A 23,594-nucleotide genomic window follows, 5' to 3' on the forward strand; every position below is an offset into this window, starting at 1 on the left:
TCAGCATTGGGCTGGAAAAGCCCTGTCGCATTCGAAAGGAAAGTGGCTTAAACGAGCACTTGGGGCGGCACAAAAACGGGACAGGTCCACCCTTTCGGGAACGATTGGTTTAGACCATGAGCAAACCATATTCTGCCGACGACTTCTCACAACTTGTCACCTCCGACAGGACATGGCGAATCCGGGAGATATCTGACCTCAAGACTGCGATCCGGCGAGCAGACCAATCTCTAGAAAAAGTACTTCTTCGAGCATTGGTAACTGTCTCGTACGCACATTGGGAAGGACATGTTAGAAATTCGGCAAGGTTGTATTTAACTCATATAGCCTTGCGTAAATTTCAGTACGCGAACCTTAGTCCGCAGTTCCTGAAAAACTATTTCCTGCCAAGATTGTCGGCACTTTCAACAAGCAAGAGTAACATGGCGTCCAAATGTGCGTTGTTGGATGAAATTCTAGTGGCTTCGAGCAAACAGTTTTCTCGTGTGAATGATGACCTAGTGAACACAAAGTCCAATTTGAACTCGGAAGTGCTCCGCGAAATTTGCCTAGTTTGCGAGATACCGAGCGAAGAATTTGATGAGCATGAGAGTTTCATTGACGCGATCCTACTGAAGCGACGCAACGCCATTGCTCACGGCGAAGATACTTTCGTCGCTAAAAGTGACTTGGATGAATTAGCGGATAAAACCATAGGATTGATGAGAATGTTTGGTGATGCCCTCGACAACAGGGTTCAGCTCAAATCATACTTGGCAGCGTAAGGGCGGCAGTGTTTTGTTCTGAGGCATCGTTTGCAATCACTAGTCGCCGATTAGACTGCCTAATGACTTTGCGAAGTCCGCTTCCTGCGCATTGCTGCAATTGGGGGGCATCGCGCAACATCGGTCAAAGTGGGCTCAGTGTTGCCGTTCTCCGCAGCAAGCATGATTGGCTGGTCCCAGCCTGAAGCAGGCATTCACAATCACGCTTTTCAGTTTTGCACCAAGCCATTGACTAGGACATGCGCGACGTTCAGGAAATCATGTTGTCTGCTGTAAACGACTGAATTGGGCTCGGTGCCATCGTTGTCTGCTGTTAGCATGATTGGCCGCACGCAGCCCAAAGCGGACCTTCATCACTAAGCTTTGCAATCTCTGAGATGCGGGACGAAGCTGACTTTTCAGGTCCGGCTATGCGTTCCTTTCCTAGCAATAAATTTCGTAGTCTCTATCATGCTGGTTTTGCCCCACTGTCGAAGGAAACAACATGTTGCGTTCAATGCTTATCCCCGCAGTTCTCTTTGCGCCTCATTGTCTGACTGCTGCAGAGAAAGTGTCGGCAACGAACTTCTATGTCGTCAACCAAGAGCAAATTTCCGCGGGCGAGGACGTGTTCTGGAAAGAGGACAACTATGGGACTTATACCGTTGACGAGGGACCAATCGATCCTGGTTTTGTCCGGTGCGTGGGCTCGGGTTTCGGCGGACCCAGCGGTGTCAGCGGCGGTGGCGTCTGTGTTTATGGTGAAGAAGAGGACACGTTCACCATGAGATGGGAGGTTGTTGCCTTCGGCGTCAACAACTGGCGGATTGTTTCCTCCACCGGCAAATATTCGGGGATGACTGGAAGTGGAACGACCAAAACACGTGTGGCGTCAAAACTCCTGGCGCTACCGCACCGTATTTCTGACTGGGAAGGCGAGGTTGCCTTGCCCGCTAGGGATTGAAACTCGAACTGAAATGGTCGGGGATGATGCTGATTTGAAAGGTTGGCAAAGCCCGCATTGGGCTTGTTGTCGCCTTTCGTTACTTTTCACATTAATGACCGGTGGCAGCCCGAAGCGGACATTCTCGAAAGTTGGCACACTACTGCCGAACTTGATAGATTCGAAAAAAGGTTGCTATTGGGAAATGCGCATGACACGCCGACTTGCCGCCATACTTGCCGCCGATATGGTCGGCTACTCACGGCTTATGGCGGCTAACGAGGCGGGAACACTTGCTCGTCTCAAAGACCTACGACGGGACATCATCAATCCAAGTATCGAAAGTGCCGGAGGTGAGATTATCAAGCTTACCGGTGATGGCCTGTTTGCACTTTTTAGCTCGGTCGTTTCTGCCGTTGAGGCCGCAGCGACGCTCCAGAAGGCGCTGCACGCCGCCGAAGCCGAGAGCCCCACCGAAAGCCGGATCAGCTTCCGAATAGGGTTGCACATTGGAGACGTAATCTTGGACGAGGGCGACATTTATGGCGAGGGTGTTAATCTTGCCGCAAGACTCGAAGGCATCGCTGACCCAGGCGGTGTCATACTGTCTGACGACGCATGCCGGCAGGTTCGAGGCAAAATCGAACACGACATCATAGACCTTGGCGAAGTAGCGCTCAAAAACATCTCCGAGCCAGTTCGCGCCTACAAATTGGCGATGGAGGGCAAATCAGATTCCACGCAAAACCAATCTCAACCCACTGACAAACCCTCCATCGCTGTCTTGCCCTTCCAGAACATGTCCAATGATCCAGAACAGGAATACTTCTGTGACGGCGTTTCCGAAGACATCATCACAGAGCTCTCGCGCTTTCCCGAGCTTTTCGTCATCGCCCGCAACTCCTCATTTTCGTTCAGGGGTCGCCCCGTCACCCATATAGATATCGCTCGAGAACTCGGTGTTCGCTACATGCTAGAGGGTAGCCTCCGTCGAGCCCAAAACCGCGTACGCATTACTGCCCAACTCATCGACTGCACAAATGGAGCCCATGTTTGGGCCGAGCGCTACGACCGCACGCTAGACGACATCTTCGCGTTACAGGATGAGATTACACGCAGCGTGGTCGGCGCCATCGCCCCCCAGATATCCATTGCCGAAATAGATCGCGCGTCTGTGGCTCGAGATATCGACTTCAACTCCTACGACCTCTCGCTACGTGCAATGGCGATCTTCTACGCGGGAGGCTTCTACTCTCAGGATAAGTTCGATGAGGTCATATCGGTCTCTGATCGCGCCATTGATCTCGACCCGCGCAACGTCCAGGCCCATTGGATCAAAGCGTTTGCCTACCTGATGCGTTATCTATACCAGTTCGATGAGGACCCCACCGAAAACCTGGGCCTAGCTGATAAAAGCGTTGAACCTCTGTTTCTTGGTGGTCAACTCGACCCGCGCGCCTTATGCGTTCGCGGTATGGTTCGTCATTTCCGTGGAGATTTTGACGGGGCCAACGCCGACTTCAGTTTGGGCTTCACACTGAACCCGAACTTTGCCCGGAACATCTTCTTCATGGCCTGGCATGAATCTTTGGTCGGCCGAACCACACAGGCGCGCGAACATGCCCACCTTGCCCTCCAGCTTTCCCCACGCGACACTGACCTCTGGGTAGGAGACGCCTATCTGGCGCTCGCCCAAGCTGCCTTCGCCGACGCTGATTTTGAAGACGCAATGCGTTGGGGTGAGCACGCCATTCAGATGACGCCGCGTGCGCCGATCCGCCGGGCTCTTATGATCGCCAGTGCCGCCCACCTCGGGCGCGCCGAAGCAGGCCTGCCACATGAGCAGGCGCTGGCGGATTTCGCCCCAGCGTTCCTAGACAGCATTGTCTCCGGAGCTTTGATCCTCTTCCGTCTACCCGAACACAATGCGCTTTTGGTCGAAGGCTTGAAGAAAGCTGGTGTTAAGCCGTAGAGTTGGTCAGGATGCCAAAGCTCGAAACTATCGCAGACAAATCGTGCCAAGGGCCAATCCAATTTTAGCGCAATGTCCTCGAAAGGTTCTAAGCAATCGCTCATTGCTTCAATCGGCGACGACTGTTTCCCAGCCCAAACCGGACATTCAACCCAGGACTTTGCAATTCCGGCTTGGCGGGCTTTTTGGTCGAAGAAATTTCTTGCACCAAGGTGCTGAGCCCAAAAAGTTAACAAATCAGACCGTTCCTCTAAGCCGATGTTTTTCCTATGGTTGGTAAGAAGTACCAAGTCGGGAGGTCTTAATGAACAAGCTTATCTCAGTAACGGGTGCCGTCTGCTTTGCTTTCACTGGAGCTTGGGCCGACGAACATACCCCGCCCAACATTCTTGTCATCATGGCAGATGACGTAGGTTGGGCGAGCGTCGGCGTTTACCACGGAGGTGTCAAAAGCATCGAGACGCCGAACTTGGATCGCCTCTCCTCTGAGGGTGCTCGTCTCACAGATTATTATGCCGAGCCAAGTTGTACTGCCGGTCGATCAGCTTTCATGACCGGACAATTGCCAATACGGACTGGTATGCACACGGTTGGACTGCCGGGAGATCCGGTAGGTTTAAACCCAGATGACCCAACGCTTCCGATGTTCCTGAAAAAGTTGGGGTATACGACGGGGCAGTTCGGAAAAAACCATCTAGGCGACCTCAATGAGTTCCTACCGACTGCAAAAGGTTTCGACGAGTATTGGGGTTGGCTCTATCATTTGAATGCTATGGAATATACGTCTGATCCGGATTGGCCAGACGACCCAGAATTCAACGCGCAATTTGCGCCTCGCAACATCATTCATTCATTTGCAACAGAGGAGGTAGACGAAACAGTCGACCCGCGATTTGGAAAAGTCGGGAAGCAGCGCATTATTGATGACGGGCCTGCGCCTCCTGAGCGCCAAAAGACTTTGGATGACGAAGTGACATCTTACACGAAAGACTTCATTTCTCGTGCAGTAGAGTCGGACACTCCGTTTTTTGTCTGGATGGCTCCAGCCCGTGCACACGTCTGGACCCACCTCAGCCCCGAATACGAAGCTATGTTGGGCAATGGGCGTGGACTTCAGGATGTTGTCATGAAGGAGTTGGACAACAACGTTGGTAACGTTCTCAGCCACCTTGAGGATCTGGGAGTCGCCGATAATACCATAGTGATGTTCACCGCAGACAATGGCCCGGAAACACTGACGTGGCCTGATGGTGGTACGACACCGTTTCATGGGGAAAAGGGTACTACTTGGGAAGGTGGCTTTAGAGTTCCTGCGATTATTCGCTGGCCGGGCAAAATTCCAGAAGGTCAAGTCTTGAATGGCATCTTCAGCGGAATGGACTGGATGCCAACATTTGTAGCTGCGGCTGGAGGTCCGACAGATCTAAGAGAAAAGCTCCTAGAGGGATATGAAGGCTATAAAGTGCATCTCGATGGCTACAATCAACTATCTTACCTGACGGGTGAGGATGAAGAGAGCATTCGCCGCGAGCTGATTTACTATCAGGGTACAGACCTCCAAGCAGTACGCTACAACGATTGGAAAGCGCACTTTGTCGTTCAAAACCACGGCTGGTCAGGCCCGAAGGAAGAATTGGTCGCCCCCTTGCTTTTCAACCTCCGCCGCGATCCCTACGAAAAAGCTGCGGAGGAAAGCGGTATGTACGTCCGCTGGATGGGTGAGAAAATGTGGGCATTCGGCCCAGCCGCCCGGTTAGTGCAGGCACATCTCGCTACTTTCGAGGAGTTCCCTCCGCGCGGGAAGCCGGTCGCCAATCAAGACCATGTTGAAGAACAGACATCAACCGAAGGCGGCATCTCTCAGTAGAGGAAGCGAGGCAACCAATACGCCTTTCCCACCGCAGCGTGGGCATCCGGCTCGGATCATCGGATGCCCAAAATAACCGACTAGGAATTTCGCAAAAAGCGAAACCTCTACGAGAAGGAGTCCTCCATGAGTGCTAGATTAGTCCTTCTGCTTGCTGCCGTCGGCCTCGTGCCAATTGCGTTATCATACGGTCTGATGCCCGGCCGTTCGATCCCAGTTTTGCTGAGATTTCCGGTGGAAGGGACGAACCAAACCCACGTGTTCCGAGCGATTATGGGTCTTTACCTGGCAAACGCTCTGTTTTGGTTGGCGGCTGCTTCGAAACCAGAGTTACAACGCCCCGCGCTGTGGGTTCTATTTTTGTTTATGTCAGGACTGGCCGTTGGGCGCATACTAAGCATCCTTATCGATGGAGTTCCGAACGGGGTACTTCTCTTTTATCTTGCAGCCGAGATAGCTTTTGCAGCTCTGGCGGCGGTTTCTCTGAAAAAAGTACGAGGAAACAGGAAGTGGTAAAATGGTGAGGTCCGGCTTTGTTTTCTCGATGATCGCAACTTTATCAGTTTCGGCATCCGCTTTTGCACAATCTTCATCTGTCCAGACCGCGGTGGACGAAAACTTCTTAGAGCTTGAGACTGCCGTTTCCGAAGCGGGAGCTGCTCCAATCGCATCGATAGATCACGCGCGCCTGGCCAAGGCCGAAGGCGTCGAAATGCCAGCATCTCGTGTACTCGTTTTCTCTGATCCAGAGGTAAACACACCTATACTGGAGGAGAACGTACGTGCAGGTCTGGACCTTCCTTTTCGCGTTCTTTCATTCGATCAGGATGGTCGACCGCAGATCGAATACACAGACTCTCAGTTTCTCAAAGTTCGGCATGGTCTAATCAATACCCAAGCGTTGAATGCATTTGAGAACAAGTTGCTCGAAGTCCTGAACGACTTGGATGCAGCACCAGCGCCGACCAAAGGATTAGTTGCAAACCATGGCATCATCGAATTGCGATCTGAGCTCAGCGTTCCAGAGGCAGTGGAACGTGTCAGGACAGCTGTGATGGGACAGGACGATACAGTCTGGTTTGGGGAGATCGATTTTGCGGCCGAAGCGTCCCAACTGGGGACGGAGCTGCCGGATGCTGTTCTCTTGCTATTCGGCGGACCAGCGCCCGGTGGTGTGGCTATGGCGGACTTTCCGGCAATTGGTTTGGATGCCTTTTGCCAAAAACTATTGGTTTACGCGAATGAAGAAGGCGGCTCCGTAGTCATTTTCAATGACATCGCTGCTTTGGCGGAGTTGCACTACGGTTCTTCAGCCGAACCTCATCACGGTTTGAACAAACGGCTGACGGAGACATTTCGCAAGGCAATTGAGTAGCCGCTGTTAGGAAAACGCAAAAAACCTTTGCCGATTGGCCATCTTTTCGTCGTCCGCTTTGGGTTGATTTCAGCGGTTCTCAACGCAACAGGCCTACCACGCTTTGGGCCGTTCGTTAAACTTTGCAAAGGCCGCTTTCTGCGCCTTGCTGCCATTCGAAGTGACAAGTGCTGCAACCGCAGCGAATGGCGGCTTGGTGGGCGTCTATAACTTTTTGAATTTTGACAGAAGGGCTCAATCGCAAATGGCGGCAGGCCCTCTACCTCACCACTTTCTTTTCGTGGGCCAGCGGGATTTGGACAAGCCAAACGCCCTGGCCGTCAGGGTGAGGGCGCAGCCCTCCCCCTCGGGCAACCCCATTAGACAGGGCCGTGTCCTCGGCTGTGCCTGCGGGCCGCACCACCCCTGTCGAATAGCATTGCCTCGCCCCCTCCCGCGTTCGCCACGTGGCAGATTAGCAGGAACAGGCAGCTTCGCTGTCTGACCTACAAATCAGCTCTGATTTTCCGAAAGGGAAGTCAGATCAAACCACACTATCTGCGGGAATACGAAATGGCGGCGGCGTGTTAGCTGATGACACAAAGGTCAAATTCAACTGATGTCCAACATTGGGGGCGCCTTCTGATGTCGAACGTTCGCTGCTTTTCTGGTCCAACTATGAAGGTTGGGTCAGGTTCATGTGACGTTCAACAGAAAACCAGTGGCGGACCGAGGAGGATTCGAACCCCCGACCCCTTGATTCGTAGTTAACGAATGTCTCACATGCAAATACTTGAATCCACTACATAAACCATTGAATATAGGTATTTTTATATAGAACTTGATAACATAGAGGTATTTACATTAGCGCCCAATAACGTACATAGACTGACATATGACTGACACGAGGCGCTGACATGGCAATGAAACTAAGCGCCCGCAATCTGGCCGAGGCGCAGGCGGGCAAACTGATCTGGGATACTGAGGTTAAGGGCTTTGGCGCACGCAAAGCCAACAATGGGGATGTAACGCTATTCCTCAATTATCAGGTGCGCGGAACTGGGAAGTACAAGCGCCTGATAATCGGCAAGCTGGGCGAGTTGACGGTTGATGCGGCCCGCAAGAGGGCAGCCCAGATGCGGTTAGAGATACGCACAGGAGCCGATCCCAGCCAGCAGGCCGAGACAGCAACGGCCAAGGCCAAACACGGCGACACCTTGGGCCAGCTTGTCTCGCAATGGCTCGACAGCCCCAAGCACAATTGGAGTGCCAGCACCCACGAGGGATACGTTGGAGCGATGCGCCGCGACGTTCTCAATTCTGACGCCGCCGAGATTAGAATAGGTGACGTAACACGCGCCGACCTGATGCGGATTGTAGACCGCGCGACAGACCGTAGTGCATCCAGTGGCGCGTTGACTTTCCGCACCCTCAACAGCTTTCTGACTTGGGCGGATAGCCGAGGGCTGACAGAGGTGACTTTGCCCAAAGCCAGCAGAGCCGCACCCACACCGAAGCCACGCACCCGAGTTATGGCCGAGGATGAGATTAAGGCACTCTGGGACGCCGCCGAGACTTTGACGCCTCTTACGGCCATTGCGGGCCGTCTCGTTCTTATGACCTGTGTTCGCACGGGAGCCTTGCAGCAATTGCAGCGCCGTTGGATTCGACAAGACGGTATCGTCTGGCCTGCTGATGTGATGAAAGGCAAGCGCGAGTTTTGGACGCCCCTTACGCCTTGGGCATACGACCAGATACGGCCCGTTCTCGCCCAAGAGGGCGCGGTATTCGGGCAAGGTACGACACGGTTAAAGCAGGCGCTGCCCACATGGCGCAAAGCGGCTGGCGTTGATGCGACGGTAAAGCCGCACGACGTGCGCCGAGCAATGCGCACTTGGGCCGCCGCCAGTGGATACGGATACGAGGCAAGCGAGGCTGCATTGGCGCACGAGGTGCAACGCACGGCATTGGACAAGGCTTACATGCAGCACGACTATGCAGAGGAAGCCGCCGAGGTTTTGCGCGGCTGGCAAAATCATGTGCAGGAGTTAGTCGCGTGATGGAATTCGAACTGGACTTGAACGGTTACGATTTGGACCAACCGTTGGTTTATTACTGGATTGTGGGTAGTGACGATTACGTTGGAAAGGCTGGTGCCGGACGAGGAAAACGACGCATAAAACGCTACGCACGAAACGTTCAAAGGATGGCAGAAGGCAAACCGCCTTTGAACGGTAGAGCATATCGCGCGGTTCATATCAGGTTGGCCGAGGCCGTCCGCAGAGGCGAAAGTATAACTGTTCGAATTTTGGAAAACTGCGACCCGGACGAACTGATGGGGCGTGAACGCGCGTTAATCGAACAACTCAAACCGACACTGAACCGAACATGATCGATGACATAACGGCAGCCATAGACAGCTTGCGTCCTCTGGTGCCTGAGTTCGACCGAGCATGGTATGCGGCCCAGCGTGGCGAGGAATACCCAGTCGCGGATGAACTGGCCGTTGATGTTGTTACGGTACTTGAGGCTCTGGCCCGAGAGGCTGCCCCCGACATTATTGCCCTTGGTCTCAACCCAGATGACAGGGACGCGTTACGCAATGGTGTTACGGACCCAGCCGTTACATTTTACCTGCAATGTTACGAGGCCCGTGCAACGTTCAGGTATTGGGCTGATGAGGGCGACTTTGACGCCCAGCTAGGAGCCGTTGAACTGGCGGCGCACAAATGGCTGGGAAGTCTCAGTACCAGCCCAGATGCCGCCGAGTTGCGCAGCGCCAAGGCACAGGCCGCAATGGCCGAGTTGCAACGCAGGAGCCAGCAAAGCGGAAACACCCGCAAGGCCGCCGACAGGAAAGCCCGCAAGCTGGCAGCTTGGGCCGTGTTCGACCTCGACAAGCCGAGCGGGCCGAGCCTGATTGCGAGGCTCAAGACAGCTACGCCCGAGCAATTGGAGCGGCTGGCCGAGATTTACGGCTATGAGGATGACGGCACGTTCAAGCGTGACGCAGGGGACAGAGATTCCGCATTGCGAAAACAATTGCAGAGGGACAACCAAAAGTAGAATTTGGGGACAAGCATTGTTTGTCCCCTGACAGACCGCTTTTTATGCCCACTATGGGGTGTCACCACGATTCGTAAAAATCAGCAGGTGACAACATGGACGAACTTCTAACCACGAAAGAGGCCGCAAAGCTGATTGGGCAACACCCAGTCACTCTTGGCCGTTGGCGGCAATCTGGGGGCGGCCCCAAGTTTATCAAGCGTGGCCGATACATCCGATACAAGCGCAGCGACATTGAAGCGTGGCTTACGAGCGAGGCCGCCTGATGTTCGATATACAAACCTATCTTGTTGTCATGCTGGCTGGTGGTGCCGAGGAAATGTGCGCCGCTGATGATAGCTTGCAAGAGTACCTTCTATCCCTGCCCGCTGGGATAGCCCGCGCCAAGGCTCTGATTGAGGCAAAGGGCGCGGTACTCAACGCAGAACATGGCGACGATTGCCGCACGGAACTTTGGCTTTTGTCTGATGACATTCACCTGAACAGTTTCCTGCGCGGCGCGGACAAAATGGCCGATCTGGCGAAAGAAGTCCGAGTCCTACTCGCCCAAACGTAAACGAGGCGGCCACCACAGCCGCCCCGCTCAGTCAGTTATCAAGTCGATTGGAACGCGATGACGATAGCGGCCCGAGCGTCATCCGACAAGGAAATCCCCAGATGCGCATTCAATGGGTGAACGACAAACCGAACGAGGGATATTGCGGCCTCATCCGTGTGAGGATTTGGGAAGCAATACCCAAAGTCTCTTGGAAAACCTCAGCAGAGGCATTGGAGCAAATTCCAGGTACTTTGTTTTTGCGCCCCAGTGGCCGTGTACTGACCGAAATGCACGCGACCGAGGAACAGGTGCGTGCCGCCGCCGTGATGCTGTGTGCGCGTCTGATGGCAGATGAGGTGGCGGCATGATGTGGCCCGAGTTGGCAGCGGCGATGCAAGCGCCCGTCTTTCCTATTCGCATTGTCTGGAACCCAAACAAGGTGAAGTGGGACAAGACCCCCTTAACCCGTCATGGCCACCTTGACGCCTCGTATGATGTGGCCTCGTTCGATTGGAGCCGCGCCAATGGGTTTGGTATCCGAATGGGTAACGGTTGGTACGCCCTTGATCTGGATAGCTACAAGGACGGATGCGCGGCCCAGCACTGGTTAGCCCAGTGGGGGGTGCCAATGCTGACCAGAACGCACAGCACGGTATCTGGCGGCCTGCATCTGATCTATCGGACGCTTGGCGAGTGGCAGAACCTTGGGACACGGCAAGGCATTGTTCCCGGCCTCGACAGCCGAGGCTCTGGCGGTTGGATTGCGTTTGGCGAGGGCTACACAGTCACGTGTAACGCTTGGCCTGCTATCCTGCCCGATGCGGTTTGCCTTGAGTTGTCCAAGGCACCCGAGGGCCGAGACGTAACACTGCAACCTGTAACGCCTGTGGATGCGGGCGCGGTCTTACGGCGTCTCAATCTCGCCCTGACGTTCGGGCATCCGAATTTGCGCCGCCGCTGGGCGGGGGATGCCAAAGGGCTGCACGACACAAGCCGCTCTGGCTTTGACATGAGCATAGCCAAGCTGCTGGGCATCGCTGGCTTCACCTATTCCGAGATTTACTGGCTGCTGGCCACACAGTTTGCACATGGCGTTGTGGCCCGAGACGGGCTGACGCGCGTCACAGACAGGCAGATTAAGCGCGAGGCGGCCCGAGCGTCCGAGGGACGCGCAATCATGTCCCAGAGGATGCAGGAGGCTTTTTATGGACGCTGAAACACTGGCCTCTGAAATCCAGCGAATTGCAGGGTTGATGGAAATCGAACGCGAACCCGAGATTGCCGCGTTGCACACGAGGTGTACCAAAGAGGGTTTCCCCCAGCGCAAGCCGATGCTGCGCAATCTGGTAATGGCCGAGGTGAACGCGCCGCGCGATGCCGAGACGCAGGACGCCGCCGAGGCGATGCTTGCCGAGTATTTTGTCGTCAACTTTGGTGGCAAGGTCCGATACTGCCATTTCACAGCAGAACAGATGAACGGCCACGGCAGGCGCACGTTACACATGATGACACGCGCCGACTTTCTGGGTTGGAACGAACACCGCCCAGAGGCGGAACTGTGGCTCAAGAACCCAAAACGCCTAATGTATAGCGGCCTCATAACCGACCCAGACGCGCCGCCAGTCCATAACGGAAAACTGAACCTCTGGATGGGATTTGGTATTGCCCCTTACGATGGTGACGCCTCGCCCTTTGTCACCTTTGTTCACACCGTTCTCGCCTGCCAACAGGACGCTTGGGCCGAGTACATTCTGAACTGGCTGGCTTGGGTTGTTCAAAATCCGGGTAAACGCATTGGCGTTGCGCTGTGTCTCATCAGCGCCCGACAAGGAACAGGCAAAGGCACCTTGGGCAATCTGCTGCTGACCATATTCGGCCAGCACGGGCGTGCGATCTACAAAGCCAAGGGTTTGGTTGGAGATTTCAACAAACACCTTGCCGACGCTCTTTTCGCCTTTGCGGATGAGGCGCTATTCGCTGGCGATCTGAGGGCCGCTGACGCCCTCAAGTCGATTGTGACCGAGCCGTATCTGTTTATCGAACCCAAAGGTGTTGACGCTATCCAGATGGAAAACCGCCTGTCCATCATGCTTGGGACAAACCACAGGTTCGCGGCACAGGTGGAATACTCAGACCGCCGCTTTGCCATGTTCGAAGTGAGCGACATCCCACAAGTGCGCCAATATTGGGACGAACTGCACGCATGGTTAGAGGGGGGCGGCAAATTCTTGGTTCTCAATTATCTGCTGAACCGTGACGTGTCGGGCTGGCATCCAGTCGATGACAGGCCGTTGACCCCGATCTATCTCGACAGCCGCAAATCCAGCCTGCGGGAAGTCCATCATTGGTGGCACGACACTGTGCAGAACGAGTCGTTTGGATACGATCCGCTCGACACGTTACGGCCCGCACCGAGCAAGGTTTACGAGGGCAGCCCGCCTATGCCCGTGCCGAGCGATACGTTCGAAATCGATAAGAAGGTCTTTTACGCGGGCTACAAACACTGGCACCGCGAGAACGAACACAAAGCGGCCCGAGCTGTTGGCGAACGGCAATTCTGGAAAGACTTCTACGCCATGACCAAGGGCGAGGTTGAGCAAGCGCGACCGGGCAGCCGTGGTGAACAGCTTCGTGTCGTTACGCTGCCAGCGAACGGTAACAACCCAGATTGGGAGAGATTACAGGAGGCTTTCGAACGTTGGCTTGCCAATCCTTAAAACCCGTATCCAATGTATCCAATGTATCCCACCAACTTCTTTTGCACGAAAACGCACATACTTTTTTGAAAAATATATGTGCGATTCCCACGAAAAGAAGTGAGTGCTTTTTAACGGATACATTGGATACCAAGCCGTTAAACACGCTCAACGCGCCAACAGCTATAGAATTGTGGATATATTGCCATGACTGTTGAGCGTAAGAGCCGACGGCCCGAGGTGGCCCAGCGTAAGCGTTGGTACGGTACGGCACGCTGGAAACGGCTACGTGCAAGAGTGCTGGCCAACGGTCCAATCTGTTCAGTGTGTCATGCTGTTGCTGCTGACAGCGTTGACCACATCGAACACCGTCCTGACAACTCAACGTTCTGGGATACCGACAACCTCAGACCAATTTGCAAACCGTGCAACAGCAAGCTGCGCACCAAGGCCAACGACAGGCGAACCCACAACGGCATAGGCCACCGCTCACAAGCGTGGGAGGGGTATAGGACTTTGTCTAACGGGGAGTTCTCCACCGAACGCGGGGCAACCGAAAGACACACAGCGCCCAAGAATGACCGTATCGCTACGTTGTTCGAACGTCAAAAACAGAGAGGGAAATAACCGAAATGGCCAACCCAACTACATCCCAAAAATCGCAACTTACGGCGATTCAGAACAAATCAGACGAAACCGCGCCGTTTGAGGTGCCAGTCATGCCCGCCAGTCTCAATCCAGCTTACTGGGCTGAGTGGAACGGCCTCTGTCGCCACCTTCATGCGCATGAGGCGTGGACGCCCGAGAAAGCCAGTGTGGTTGAACTTTATTTGGTGAACCTGCAAGCCCTCAGAGCGGCCCAAACAAGAATGACGCTTGATGGCGGGCCGATTGGGCCAGACGGAAAGGCGCATGTCGCGTCTTCAATTATCGCCCGTCACACAGGAACGCTCACAAAGCTGGCTGGGCTGTTGGGGCTGGGTAAAGACAAGCTGGCCGCGATTGAGAAAGACGCCAAACCGCAAAATCCTGGTAATTCGGTCTGGCAAGCCTGATGAGCTACATCCGCCCCGTAACGCCAGCCAATCCAGATTGGGCGCACGCACCAGATGCCCAGTCGCTTGTGCCTGTACTCGACCGAGACGCCGATACAGCCGAGCGTTTCGTTACGCTGTGCGGAAAGTTTACGCTCACCCAAGGCCCAGCGGCTGGGGATCGACTAGAGCAACACTGGCTGCCGTGGCAACGCGATGCACTCAAGGCCAGCTTTCAAGTGCGCGAGTCGCTCTGGGTTCTGGGTAAGGGCAGCGGCAAATCTGTAAGCGTGGGTGCCTTTGCTCTGGGCTATGTCATGTTGTCCTCAATTCTCGGGATCAACACGCGCGGACAGGTTGTCATCATGGCCGCGAATATCGAAGGCGCAAAGATCGTGTTCAACCACATCCTAGAGGCCATTCTTGCGGATGATGAGTTGCGCCCCCTATTCCGTAGTAACGCCCAGTCCAAGAGCCTGACGCACATCACGAGCGGTATCGTCATTCAAATTATCTCTTGCTCTATGCGTAACGCAGTGGGCCGCCGCCCTGTGTTACTGATCTTGGATGAGTTGCACGAAATGGCGCAACTGAGTGACGCAACCGCCGCGATTAATCAGCTACGCCAAGGCGGCGCGAACTGGGGCCGAGACTTCAAGGTTCTCGCCATTACGACGATGAGTATCGAACCGCCCCAAGGTGAATTTAAGCGCCAGCTTGCTTATGCGCGATCCGTGCGAGGCGGTGACATCCAAGACCCCGACTTTCTACCCCTGCTTTACACCTTCCCGCTAACCGAGCGGCCCGACCTAGACCCGCTGGACCCTAGCGAGTGGTGGCGCGGTATGCCGAGCCTCAGAACGGCAGGGCAACCCGGCACGATGGACGCCGCTGAGTTAGAGCGCGAGTTACGGCAAGCGGCTGATGCTGACGATCAGGAAACCTTTGCCCTCACCTTGTCCCAGCGCCTTGGGATTGAGCGAAACGACAGCGCCGCCAATGCGGAAAGCATATTGCATCTGCACTTTGACAAATGCCCGCGCCTCGTGCCGTCTGGGCCGTATGATTTCACCGCCGTGGGCATCGATGCAGGCGGGCTTGATGACCCCGCCGCCGTATGCGTTGCCAGACGCCCCAAGGCCGCCCAGCGCCGCCTAGAATTGACGGTACATCAGTTTCTCACCCAGACGGGTTACGAGCGTGCGCCCGATAACCTACGCGACACATACGATGCAGCGGTTTCCAATAAAACGTTGCACATTCACGAAACGGCAGAAGCGATGCAGGCCGCCATGTTCGATCTGGTGGCCCAAGCTGGCTGTGACGTTGTGGGCGGCGATGAACACGGCCAGACGGGCTTTGCACAGGCGCTGCGTGACGCCACGGGCAAGAGGTTTGAGGCCGTGCCGCAAACATGGATTTTGGGTGCAGCCCTCGCCAGTCTGGAAGCGCGTTTGCTCGACGGCGCGGTATCGCACAGTCATTGCCCATTGTTGCTGGCGAATGTGGAAAACCTTTTGGTTGAGGAACTGGCAAACGGAAATCGCAGGCTCAAGAAACGTGACAACCGTTTGAGCGGCCAAGGGTACGCCAAGATCGATGGCATTATTGCCGCAATCAACGCAACGGCCTTGATCGATGAACACGGCCACCGTGCTTTTGAGATTGGGCGATTTATTGGGTGACATGTGAATAAATCCACAAGCAGTCATAGACTGTGTTAAGACTGTTGGCGATGTTAGAAACCATATTCTATATTTTAGGAGGTGCTTTGATCCTTGTGATCTTTGCGCCCATTTTACTAGGTCTGATTTGGACTTTGGTCGCCTTTTCATTTTGGCTTTTGCATAACCTGTACCTGATCGATGGTAGAGACTCAGATATAGTACAAGGATATTTTTCTCATGGAAGATGGGTCTCCAATCAGCGTTCGCCGTCTAAGGCCGCGTGTTTGATTGCGCTTATTGGATTTGTGGCGTTTCTCACTTATTCGGGCCACCTCTTCTAGAAAACATCAAAATTGCGGTTTCCTACCAATCACCGATGCCGGCAGTTTCAAATAGTTGATGATGGCTGAAGCCGTAACGATCATGTATCTGCTCGGATGGGGCCAAATGCAAATGGTCGTATGAAACAGTTGACGATCTTGGGCTTTACAGATCATCCTAGCCGTATGACAAACGATCAAAAAACTCAGACGGAACGCGTAACGAAGAAACCGTCTCGTGAAGAGGTTAAGGCGACGATCAAACAGACGGCCAAAGACATGAAAGATGTGTTGGACCGACTGGCCGACAAGTAATGATCTATCAGGTTACGTACGATGACATTCGACTGGTCTATTGCGAAGCCATGCGGGTTCCAGATGCCAAACCGTACATCAAGAACGAACACAGCATTCAAAGTGCAATTGCCAGACCTTACGCGTCTTTTGGTGGCGAGAAGGTATATCCAACGTTGCATGAAAAAGCCGCTGCGTTGTTGCATGGTGTTGCTAAAGCGCATGGCTTTCACGATGGCAACAAACGCGCGGCTGTGCTTATCACTATGACCATGACACGATTATCAGGATACGATCTGCCGCCTGTTTCAATCGACTTCTTAGACACTCTCGTGGTGCGTCTCGTTGACGGCAGTATGTCTCAGGACGCAGTAGCGTTTTGGTTTCACACAGTTATTGAATGAATTAAAGGTAACAGGCTATGAACCATCATATTTTCGCCATTGGTGCTGCATGCGCTTTGGGATTTTCCGTATTCAGCTTTCTTAGAGCAATGGACAAGGTCAATGTGCTACTTAGCCTCGCAGGCGGCACAGCCAGCTCAGAAAGTAAAATCACGCTTGCGTTGTACGCCGCACCTTACAGCATAGTCGGCGGATTAATAATATCAGCTCTATTGTTCGCCGCTGCGGCAGCTATCGGAAATAAAAGTCATGAGTGACTTCGGCGGACTCATATTCCTGATTCTAATAACGGCTGCAGCGATTTGGCTCTATATCCTGCCGATCACTATGGCTGGACGACGCAACCGATCCGGATTGATCTGGTTTCTTATTGGTCTTGTTGGATCGCCTTTGCTGGCCATCTTGCTATTGCTCGCATTGGGTGACGCACCAGAGCAGCCATCGGTCTAGCAATACCCAGGGTAATCAACCACGTCATGGATGCTGGAGTTGATGTTTGGTCGTCGAGAGAAATGACACCCGCGTAACTGACGCCGAGTTTCAGTGTTTGATCCAACCTGTGTAACCACCCGTAACACATTTGCCCCATTTAGTCTGGGCAGTCCCATGTTCAGACTAAATCCCCGCGTTGCCTATCATCCCAGATTAAGGCGACGCGGGGAACTTTGATCCAACCCAAGATGTGAGCCGTAACAATTTTACCCCGAAACTATCGCCCGCGTTGTTCAATTGGTTTCCCTCCGAACAATGCGGGTTTTTTCGAGGATGAGGAGGTAACAAGTTTCCTGTCACCAGTGACCGACAGGACCCTTTAATTCCGGTTCGGTCGGCAACGCGTGATCTGGTGGTTCAATGTCGTGCTTATGCAACCACTCAAAGATCGCGGCCCAATCGTCTTGCAAGGATGGTGCGCTGCGATATTCCCGCAGACTTTCCAGCTTACATTTCAAATCAAACGGAATTGTTCTTGGCCATTTCTTCATGGCAAATGTTCTAATTTTGTTCGATTGGCTGTCAAGTAATCTGTCAGTCCGTTCGTGCGCATTTGGCTATTGAGAACATTGGAGTGTATGAGTCTTCTTCGGTTCCTTTGTTTCCGACAATTGCGGACATGGTGTACTCGACGGTCATAAAGTTCTTTTTTGGATAGAATTGCATTTTTCCAGCCCCGATCACGGACTGAGCGTATGCATCTTCGTCAGGGTCGAAGTCGGCCCAAAAATAGAAATATTGGTCTGTCGTTCCAAGTTCAATTCCCACATATGTCGGGGCGTTTTCGTGGAAGGGAGAATTTGGGTCAGGATCAACTGACGGGTTAAATGGTCTAATGAGGAATCTGTCATCGGCAGTGAATGTTTGGGGTCTGTAGTCACCTCCTACTAACCGATAGCCTGCCGCGTCAGAAGCATGACAAATCCATGATGCCGCATTTGCTTCGGGAACGTTCCAAACTAAGGATGCAAGGCAGATACCAAGGTAAGCAGCAGGTTTCACTATCAAATCTCCGTCCAATATTTAGCGTGGACCTTGGCACTTTGAATGTGGAAGTGGAACCAATTTTTTGCGGTTTTATTGCCCGCATCGGTCGGACCTGAACCGGGCCGAGGCGTTTACTGAGGAACACGGCAAGCGCAAGGGGGCTGCACTGTTCGAGGGGTCACTTCATACCATTTAACAGTCTCTGTAGGCCCGAGCGGCCCGATACTCGCACCCTACTGAAGGCCCATATCAAAAAGCGCACAGAGGCTGAACTTGGCTGCGCGATTCCATCAAAACCTAGGAACCGCCCCGTGCCTGAGAATTTCTAACGCGAACTATGATCTGCTCAATCGGTGGATTTCCAAATCAATTCGCCCTTCTCACATCGAAAGTATCTTCCGTCACCGCCCATTGATTGTATCGACCCGTCAGCTTTCACAAGTGCGTCAGTAGTGCTTATGAAGTGCGTTGGCTCATATCCTGCGTCCCGAAGCATATTTAGTCTGAATGCATAGCGCTGGTGTCCGGATACGTTCTCGGTATCAATATCAGTGACCGGGAAAATTGTATAATGGACGTGGAACGACTCCGAGAAGAGGGCATTTTCAGTGAGTGATTTGCAAGATCGGGTACTTCGTGGTCCGACGCATTCTCGGGCCACCTTCACTGCAAGGCTATACAAGGAAACAATTTGCCCCTGCTGGTCTTTCTCAATCAAATAACCGTGTTCACCGCCTGAATAGAGAGAATACATGTCTAAACACCGCATCACCTCAGCTTGTGCAAGCGGTGCAAACGCAAAAAAAGAAGCCAAAAGAGTCGCAAAAAACTTCATCATTCTTTCCTCCTTCCAAATGTACGTAACTGCGAATAAGGAGTAATCGGTTTAGAGTATAATAAGCGTGGTGCCTCTGACAGGCCACAAAGGCTTAGAACAATGAGGCTTGGGATTATTTGCGCAGCCGCTGGGCTGATACTGCCAAGCGAATCTTACGGTATGAGTTGAAGCGGCGCGACTGACAACAGACTGACACAGCCCTTTTTGCCAGTTACCAAATTTCCGCCAAGTGATTGATTTTAATGGCGGACCGAGGAGGATTCGAACCCCCGACCCCTTGATTCGTAGTCAAGTACTCTATCCAGCTGAGCTATCGGTCCGCGTTGGTGAGGCGCTGTTTAGACCTGTGGTCAAAGACGTGCAAGCCGATTCTTCAAAAAAAAATCAAAAAGTCATGTCTCCACGCGGAAGCCTGATTTCAAAGATCGTTCCATCGGGTCCGGTCTCCTTCAGTGTCAGGTTACCGCCATGCCCGCGCACCAGTTCCTGTGAGATTGCAAGGCCCAGGCCAGAGCCTCCTTTGCGGACCCCACCCTGAAACGGTGTGAACAGGTTTTCACGTGCTTTTGGCGGAAGACCCGGCCCGGTGTCGCGAATTTCAAGACACCAGGCATCCTGATATTCACACCCGACGATGGTGATGTGACCCGGCTTACCCGAGGCTTCCAACGCCTGTCTTGCGTTACGCACGAGGTTCATGATGACACGAAACAACTGCTCGGAGTCGGCGCGGGCGATCAGATCTTCCGGCACTTCGTTCACGATCTCGACGCAGCCCCCTGCGACCGCCAGCTGTTCGCTGGTGGCGACGTCAGCCGCAATTGTCCGTAGGGGCACCATCGTCAAGGTGGGCGCAGGTTCTTCTGCACGGCCGAATGCCAATGTGCTTTCACACAACGATACAGCACGGGTGATCGAATTCACCAGCTTCGGAGCCATTCGCCGGACCAGCGGATCATCACTGGATTCGATCCTGTCCGTGAACAGCTGCGCCGATGTCAGAATGTTGCGCAGGTCATGGCTGACCTTTGCAACCGCCCCGCCCAGTTGCGCCAGCCGCTCGCGCTGTTTGAGCGCCTGCGTCAGTTCCGTTTGCAGCATCTTCAGCGCTTCTTCAGCCTCGCGCAATTCCGTCACTCTGGAATTCGGCGAGATGATGCCGCGCGCGTCCTCGGGTGCGCTGGCATAGCGCTGCATATATCCAACCACGCTTTTGATGGGCCGGACAAGAACCACGCGCACCGCAAGGAACAGTAAGGACGCCGTGATGATCGAGATGACAAAGGACAGCCCCAGAATGCGCAGGCCGTAATCAACCATCGCCATACGCAGGGGGGCGCTGTCGATGGTGACCTCGATCAGCAGCCCCGCGCCCTTGACCGGCTCGCCAATGATACGGATGACTTCATTTTCAGGTATAAATATCCGGCTCACCGCATCCCGGATCAAAATCCATGGACCGGCATCCCGTAGATCAAATGTTTTGGTGATTGCCTCTGGAATCGGAGACGACAGCATGAGTTGGCGGACTTCATCCCGACGCAATACCACGTTGTAGACACCGGCATTCGCCAGCAATTCCGCCTCAAGATCTTCGGCCAGCATATCATCTGCCAACAAAGCCAGCGATGCGATCTGAGCGCGTTCCAGACGGTTCAGTAGGAAATCCTCGCGGAACCGGGCTATCGACGGGACAAAGATCAGGATTTCGGCCAACATAACGAAGACCGTCGTCAGGATCAGAAATCGGCCCGACAGCGAGTTCAATTTACGCTCCTTTACAGGTCAGGGAATCCAACGCTGAACAAACCTGACCACACGTTTAACTGTCTGATTCTCAAACAGCCTTGGAGAGAAATAAGCGCCAGCAACGCGTTTGTTAAGCTCTCCGATTGTCGGATAGGGTGAAACCATAGCAGCTATCTGCCCCATCTTCAGATTATTGGCCAAAGCCAGCGACCACATGTTTATCAACTCGCCCGCCTGATGGCCCACAATCGTGGCGCCGACGGGCCTGCCCTTCACCACCATGACCTTTATGAACCCTTTGGTTTTGCGCTCGGCCAAAGCGCGGTCATTGTGGTGAAAATCAAAGCGCGCAACCTCCAGCCTGTCGCCATGCCGGTCGCGGGCCTGAGCTTCGGTCAGACCTACCTGTGCCAGTTCAGGATCGGTGAACGTTGCCCATGGGATATGCGCCGTTTTCGCCCTGGTGGGCAGGCCGAACAAGGCGGATCGAATGATGATACCCGCATGATACCCGGCAACATGGGTGAATTGCAGCCCCCCCACGACATCGCCAATCGCATAGACCCGGCGGTTTGACGTCCGCAAGCTGTCATCCGTCTTGATTCCGGTTCTGGTGCGGTCAATTCCCGCCGCAGTCAGGTTCAGACGCTCGATATTGGCCTTGCGCCCTACGGCGATCAAAAGGTGAGAGCCCCGGTGAATATCGCCGTTCTCGGTCACGACCTCCACAACGCCATCCTTTCCGCGAATCTGGGCCACCACGGCGTTTTCGTGGATCACGACACCTTCACTGCGCAAAGCCTCCAGCACAATGGACGCGGCCTCGGGGTCGTCTTTGCCCAACGCCCTCTGCCCTTCAACGACTGTTACCTTGCTGCCCAACCGGACATGAGCCTGCGCCATTTCCATACCCACCGGACCACCGCCAATGATCAGCAGGTGTTCCGGACGCTCGCGCAGGTCGAAGATGGTTTCGTTTGTTTGATAAGGTACAGTGTCCAGACCAGGGATTGGCGGAACCATTGGCGACGACCCGGTCGCAATCACGATCCGGCGCGCGGTGATGACATGATCTCCGGCCTGCACTTTGGTCGGGGAGATAAAGCTGCCATATTCGCGGATCACTTTGACACCCAAACCTTCGAAGCGCTCCTGGCTGTCCATCGGTTCGATCTGGGCAATCACATCTCGCACATGATCCTTCGCCGCTGCATAGTCGATCTGAGGGTTTACATCGGCCACGCCAAACGCGGCGGAATGCGCCTGACCAAAGGCCGCTTTGCCGCTTGCGATCAGCGCTTTCGACGGGACGCAGCCGAAGTTCAGGCAGTCGCCACCCATCTTGTGCCCTTCCAGAAGGATCACCTTCGCACCCATCTGGCTGGCACCGGCCGCAACCGATAACCCACCGGACCCGGCCCCAATGACCAGGATATCTGTCTTGAGGTGTTGCATGGGTCAGGCGTCCTTTCCGCCACGCAGGGACTTGATGACAATCGACAAAGCAGCCAGCACACACAAGCCGACAATGGGGCCAATGACGAAGGGTTCCCACAACAAAGAAACGTCCGGTGTTTCGCCACGGTCGAACACACCGCCCAGCCCAACGCCGATCCAGGTGTAAACGATACCCCCCGGAATAATGCCCAGCGCCGTCGTGATCAGAAAATTGCGAAATTTGACGCCCACCAGCGCAGGCACCAGATTGGCCACAAAGAACGGCACAACCGGGACAAGCCGCAGCAGGAACAGCACCGAGATTTCGTTCTCGCGCAACCTGTCTTTCAGCTTCCCAATCGTCCCCTTTGAGGCATCCAGCCGGGCCGTCAAAACATTGCCCAACCCCCAGCGGGCGGCCAAAAAGATGGCCGATGCGCCAATAGTGGCCGAAAATACATTGAACACCGTTCCGGCAAACAGTCCAAACAGGAACCCGCCGGTCATCGAGGCGACAGCAGCCCCGGGCAGCGAAAACGCGACGATTACGATATAGACGGCAACGAACCCGGCCACCATGGCCCAATAGTTTGCGTCCCGCCACGCCAGCAACGCTTCGCGGTTGTCTCGCAGGGTTTCGAAAGTCAGGTAATCACCCAGCGTGAAAAACCCCACCGCGGCGACACCGAGAATCACCAGCAAGGGGATATGACGCGCCAACCCGTTTCGTGGAGCGTGGCTTGTTTCGGACATCTGGCCTTCCGGTTCTTCTTGCTTCATCTTACGCCCAACATGCGCTGCTTGCGCTTTCGGCAACAGGGGGTTCACGGGGCCTTGATCTATGTGGCCGCGAACGTGACAGTTTCAGACGATAATCGACCGATTTGAAATCTTTTCTGCATCCGGTTTACAGAATTGTTGCAAAAGCCGCGAAAACCGGACCGTTGGGGTTTGACTTACACTTCGCTTGGCAGTAGAGGACGGGCTTCGAACACTAGGGCCAGGCGAATCCGCGCCGCACCCGACCGCTATAGATTGGAGACGGAGCGATGAAACGCACCTATCAGCCTTCGAACCTGGTTCGCAAACGCCGCCACGGTTTCCGCGCGCGCATGGCCACCAAAGCCGGCCGCAAGATCCTGAACGCACGCCGCGCCCGCGGCCGCAAATCGCTGAGCGCGTAAAACCGCCCA

26 protein-coding genes and 1 tRNA gene are annotated in these 23,594 nt (G+C 54.3%); 21 read left to right on the forward strand and 6 right to left on the reverse strand.

Translation table 11 applies throughout. The features are described 5' to 3' along the window. Positions 1-116: 116 nt before the first annotated feature. From ACR0EK_RS17450 to ACR0EK_RS17545, 20 genes are all read left to right on the forward strand, one after another. The gene (locus tag ACR0EK_RS17450; protein ID WP_480870385.1) at positions 117-764 is read left to right on the forward strand and encodes an MAE_28990/MAE_18760 family HEPN-like nuclease; all 648 of its coding nucleotides are present in this window, start codon (positions 117-119) and stop codon (positions 762-764) included. Between the two features lie 484 nt (positions 765-1,248). Then, complete coding sequence (locus tag ACR0EK_RS17455) at positions 1,249-1,707, forward strand: hypothetical protein (RefSeq protein WP_480474019.1); 459 nt, start codon at positions 1,249-1,251, stop codon at positions 1,705-1,707. Positions 1,708-1,897: 190 nt separating this feature from the next. Further along, complete coding sequence (locus ACR0EK_RS17460) at positions 1,898-3,658, forward strand: adenylate/guanylate cyclase domain-containing protein (RefSeq protein WP_170556818.1); 1,761 nt, start codon at positions 1,898-1,900, stop codon at positions 3,656-3,658. 304 nt (positions 3,659-3,962) lie between these two features. Then, the gene (locus tag ACR0EK_RS17465) at positions 3,963-5,525 is read left to right on the forward strand and encodes an arylsulfatase (protein WP_170582981.1); all 1,563 of its coding nucleotides are present in this window, start codon (positions 3,963-3,965) and stop codon (positions 5,523-5,525) included. A 126-nt stretch (positions 5,526-5,651) separates the two neighbouring features. After that, a complete protein-coding gene (locus ACR0EK_RS17470) occupies positions 5,652-6,041 on the forward strand; it encodes a DUF4345 domain-containing protein (RefSeq protein ID WP_480901144.1) in 390 nt (129 codons plus the stop codon). 1 nt (position 6,042) lies between these two features. Then, positions 6,043-6,900, forward strand: coding sequence for a DUF302 domain-containing protein (locus ACR0EK_RS17475; protein ID WP_170582983.1), 858 nt, complete (start codon positions 6,043-6,045; stop codon positions 6,898-6,900). Positions 6,901-7,796: 896 nt separating this feature from the next. Next, complete coding sequence (locus ACR0EK_RS17480; RefSeq protein WP_480967983.1) at positions 7,797-8,939, forward strand: tyrosine-type recombinase/integrase; 1,143 nt, start codon at positions 7,797-7,799, stop codon at positions 8,937-8,939. After that, on the forward strand, positions 8,936-9,271 hold the full coding sequence (locus ACR0EK_RS17485; RefSeq protein WP_480967984.1) for a hypothetical protein: 336 nt from the start codon (positions 8,936-8,938) through the stop codon (positions 9,269-9,271). Before ACR0EK_RS17480 ends, ACR0EK_RS17485 begins: the two co-directional genes overlap by 4 nt. Then, positions 9,268-9,945, forward strand: a complete 678-nt coding sequence (locus tag ACR0EK_RS17490) for a hypothetical protein (protein ID WP_480967985.1) — start codon at positions 9,268-9,270, stop codon at positions 9,943-9,945. The genes ACR0EK_RS17485 and ACR0EK_RS17490 overlap by 4 nt, the downstream gene beginning before the upstream one ends. Positions 9,946-10,040: 95 nt before the next feature. Further along, positions 10,041-10,211 carry a helix-turn-helix domain-containing protein gene (locus ACR0EK_RS17495; RefSeq protein WP_480967986.1) on the forward strand — a complete coding sequence of 57 codons (171 nt, stop codon included), beginning with the start codon at positions 10,041-10,043 and terminating at the stop codon, positions 10,209-10,211. Continuing rightward, positions 10,211-10,501: a hypothetical protein gene (locus ACR0EK_RS17500; protein ID WP_480967987.1), complete on the forward strand. Its 291-nt coding sequence runs from the start codon at positions 10,211-10,213 to the stop codon at positions 10,499-10,501. Before ACR0EK_RS17495 ends, ACR0EK_RS17500 begins: the two co-directional genes overlap by 1 nt. 212 nt (positions 10,502-10,713) lie before the next feature. Then, positions 10,714-10,851: a hypothetical protein gene (locus ACR0EK_RS17505; protein ID WP_480967988.1), complete on the forward strand. Its 138-nt coding sequence runs from the start codon at positions 10,714-10,716 to the stop codon at positions 10,849-10,851. Beyond that, positions 10,848-11,699 (forward strand): bifunctional DNA primase/polymerase, encoded by an 852-nt coding sequence (locus ACR0EK_RS17510; protein ID WP_480967989.1) that lies wholly within the window; start codon positions 10,848-10,850, stop codon positions 11,697-11,699. Before ACR0EK_RS17505 ends, ACR0EK_RS17510 begins: the two co-directional genes overlap by 4 nt. After that, positions 11,689-13,200, forward strand: coding sequence for a DUF5906 domain-containing protein (locus ACR0EK_RS17515; protein ID WP_480967990.1), 1,512 nt, complete (start codon positions 11,689-11,691; stop codon positions 13,198-13,200). Before ACR0EK_RS17510 ends, ACR0EK_RS17515 begins: the two co-directional genes overlap by 11 nt. A 186-nt stretch (positions 13,201-13,386) precedes the next feature. Further along, entirely contained in the window at positions 13,387-13,806 is a 420-nt protein-coding gene (locus ACR0EK_RS17520) for an HNH endonuclease signature motif containing protein (RefSeq protein ID WP_480967991.1), read from the forward strand. A gap of 92 nt (positions 13,807-13,898) precedes the next feature. Then, on the forward strand, positions 13,899-14,234 hold the full coding sequence (locus tag ACR0EK_RS17525) for a hypothetical protein (protein ID WP_480967992.1): 336 nt from the start codon (positions 13,899-13,901) through the stop codon (positions 14,232-14,234). Further along, entirely contained in the window at positions 14,234-15,898 is a 1,665-nt protein-coding gene (locus ACR0EK_RS17530) for a hypothetical protein (RefSeq protein WP_480967993.1), read from the forward strand. Before ACR0EK_RS17525 ends, ACR0EK_RS17530 begins: the two co-directional genes overlap by 1 nt. Positions 15,899-16,514: 616 nt before the next feature. After that, positions 16,515-16,898, forward strand: a complete 384-nt coding sequence (locus ACR0EK_RS17535) for a type II toxin-antitoxin system death-on-curing family toxin (protein ID WP_480967994.1) — start codon at positions 16,515-16,517, stop codon at positions 16,896-16,898. Positions 16,899-16,915: 17 nt separating this feature from the next. Next, positions 16,916-17,155, forward strand: coding sequence for a hypothetical protein (locus ACR0EK_RS17540; RefSeq protein WP_480967995.1), 240 nt, complete (start codon positions 16,916-16,918; stop codon positions 17,153-17,155). After that, positions 17,148-17,348, forward strand: coding sequence for a hypothetical protein (locus ACR0EK_RS17545; protein WP_480967996.1), 201 nt, complete (start codon positions 17,148-17,150; stop codon positions 17,346-17,348). Before ACR0EK_RS17540 ends, ACR0EK_RS17545 begins: the two co-directional genes overlap by 8 nt. A 576-nt stretch (positions 17,349-17,924) precedes the next feature. Here ACR0EK_RS17545 and ACR0EK_RS17550 read toward each other — a convergent pair. The 6 genes from ACR0EK_RS17550 to ACR0EK_RS17575 all read right to left on the reverse strand — a co-directional run bounded on the left by ACR0EK_RS17550 (position 17,925) and on the right by ACR0EK_RS17575 (position 23,181). Beyond that, positions 17,925-18,392 carry a hypothetical protein gene (locus tag ACR0EK_RS17550; RefSeq protein ID WP_480967997.1) on the reverse strand — a complete coding sequence of 156 codons (468 nt, stop codon included), beginning with the start codon at positions 18,390-18,392 and terminating at the stop codon, positions 17,925-17,927. Between the two features lie 331 nt (positions 18,393-18,723). Then, positions 18,724-19,215, reverse strand: a complete 492-nt coding sequence (locus tag ACR0EK_RS17555) for a hypothetical protein (protein ID WP_480967998.1) — start codon at positions 19,213-19,215, stop codon at positions 18,724-18,726. A gap of 243 nt (positions 19,216-19,458) precedes the next feature. Next, positions 19,459-19,535 (reverse strand) — tRNA-Arg (locus ACR0EK_RS17560). 64 nt (positions 19,536-19,599) lie between these two features. After that, positions 19,600-20,982, reverse strand: a complete 1,383-nt coding sequence (locus ACR0EK_RS17565) for an ATP-binding protein (protein ID WP_480967999.1) — start codon at positions 20,980-20,982, stop codon at positions 19,600-19,602. An 18-nt stretch (positions 20,983-21,000) separates the two neighbouring features. After that, positions 21,001-22,419, reverse strand: a complete 1,419-nt coding sequence (locus tag ACR0EK_RS17570; RefSeq protein ID WP_480968000.1) for a dihydrolipoyl dehydrogenase family protein — start codon at positions 22,417-22,419, stop codon at positions 21,001-21,003. A 3-nt stretch (positions 22,420-22,422) separates the two neighbouring features. After that, positions 22,423-23,181, reverse strand: coding sequence for a TVP38/TMEM64 family protein (locus ACR0EK_RS17575; RefSeq protein ID WP_480901045.1), 759 nt, complete (start codon positions 23,179-23,181; stop codon positions 22,423-22,425). Positions 23,182-23,450: 269 nt separating this feature from the next. Between ACR0EK_RS17575 and rpmH the strand changes: the two genes are divergently transcribed. Beyond that, complete coding sequence (rpmH, locus tag ACR0EK_RS17580; protein WP_005980833.1) at positions 23,451-23,585, forward strand: 50S ribosomal protein L34; 135 nt, start codon at positions 23,451-23,453, stop codon at positions 23,583-23,585. The last annotated feature ends 9 nt before the right edge of the window (positions 23,586-23,594 follow it).

This window comes from Ruegeria sp. AE4 (genome assembly GCF_056542185.1).

Coding starts and splice junctions, on each gene's coding strand:
- ACR0EK_RS17495 (WP_480967986.1), top strand. CDS start 10,041: ATGGACGAACTTCTAACCACGAAAGAGGCCGCAAAGCTGATTGGGCAA.
- ACR0EK_RS17465 (WP_170582981.1), top strand. CDS start 3,963: ATGAACAAGCTTATCTCAGTAACGGGTGCCGTCTGCTTTGCTTTCACT.
- ACR0EK_RS17500 (WP_480967987.1), top strand. CDS start 10,211: ATGTTCGATATACAAACCTATCTTGTTGTCATGCTGGCTGGTGGTGCC.
- ACR0EK_RS17510 (WP_480967989.1), top strand. CDS start 10,848: ATGATGTGGCCCGAGTTGGCAGCGGCGATGCAAGCGCCCGTCTTTCCT.
- ACR0EK_RS17525 (WP_480967992.1), top strand. CDS start 13,899: ATGCCCGCCAGTCTCAATCCAGCTTACTGGGCTGAGTGGAACGGCCTC.
- ACR0EK_RS17575 (WP_480901045.1), bottom strand. CDS start 23,181: ATGAAGCAAGAAGAACCGGAAGGCCAGATGTCCGAAACAAGCCACGCT.
- ACR0EK_RS17470 (WP_480901144.1), top strand. CDS start 5,652: ATGAGTGCTAGATTAGTCCTTCTGCTTGCTGCCGTCGGCCTCGTGCCA.
- ACR0EK_RS17555 (WP_480967998.1), bottom strand. CDS start 19,215: ATGATGAAGTTTTTTGCGACTCTTTTGGCTTCTTTTTTTGCGTTTGCA.
- ACR0EK_RS17535 (WP_480967994.1), top strand. CDS start 16,515: ATGATCTATCAGGTTACGTACGATGACATTCGACTGGTCTATTGCGAA.
- ACR0EK_RS17460 (WP_170556818.1), top strand. CDS start 1,898: ATGACACGCCGACTTGCCGCCATACTTGCCGCCGATATGGTCGGCTAC.
- ACR0EK_RS17490 (WP_480967985.1), top strand. CDS start 9,268: ATGATCGATGACATAACGGCAGCCATAGACAGCTTGCGTCCTCTGGTG.
- ACR0EK_RS17540 (WP_480967995.1), top strand. CDS start 16,916: ATGAACCATCATATTTTCGCCATTGGTGCTGCATGCGCTTTGGGATTT.
- rpmH (WP_005980833.1), top strand. CDS start 23,451: ATGAAACGCACCTATCAGCCTTCGAACCTGGTTCGCAAACGCCGCCAC.
- ACR0EK_RS17475 (WP_170582983.1), top strand. CDS start 6,043: ATGGTGAGGTCCGGCTTTGTTTTCTCGATGATCGCAACTTTATCAGTT.
- ACR0EK_RS17545 (WP_480967996.1), top strand. CDS start 17,148: ATGAGTGACTTCGGCGGACTCATATTCCTGATTCTAATAACGGCTGCA.
- ACR0EK_RS17530 (WP_480967993.1), top strand. CDS start 14,234: ATGAGCTACATCCGCCCCGTAACGCCAGCCAATCCAGATTGGGCGCAC.
- ACR0EK_RS17515 (WP_480967990.1), top strand. CDS start 11,689: ATGGACGCTGAAACACTGGCCTCTGAAATCCAGCGAATTGCAGGGTTG.
- ACR0EK_RS17520 (WP_480967991.1), top strand. CDS start 13,387: ATGACTGTTGAGCGTAAGAGCCGACGGCCCGAGGTGGCCCAGCGTAAG.
- ACR0EK_RS17450 (WP_480870385.1), top strand. CDS start 117: ATGAGCAAACCATATTCTGCCGACGACTTCTCACAACTTGTCACCTCC.
- ACR0EK_RS17570 (WP_480968000.1), bottom strand. CDS start 22,419: ATGCAACACCTCAAGACAGATATCCTGGTCATTGGGGCCGGGTCCGGT.
- ACR0EK_RS17455 (WP_480474019.1), top strand. CDS start 1,249: ATGTTGCGTTCAATGCTTATCCCCGCAGTTCTCTTTGCGCCTCATTGT.
- ACR0EK_RS17480 (WP_480967983.1), top strand. CDS start 7,797: ATGGCAATGAAACTAAGCGCCCGCAATCTGGCCGAGGCGCAGGCGGGC.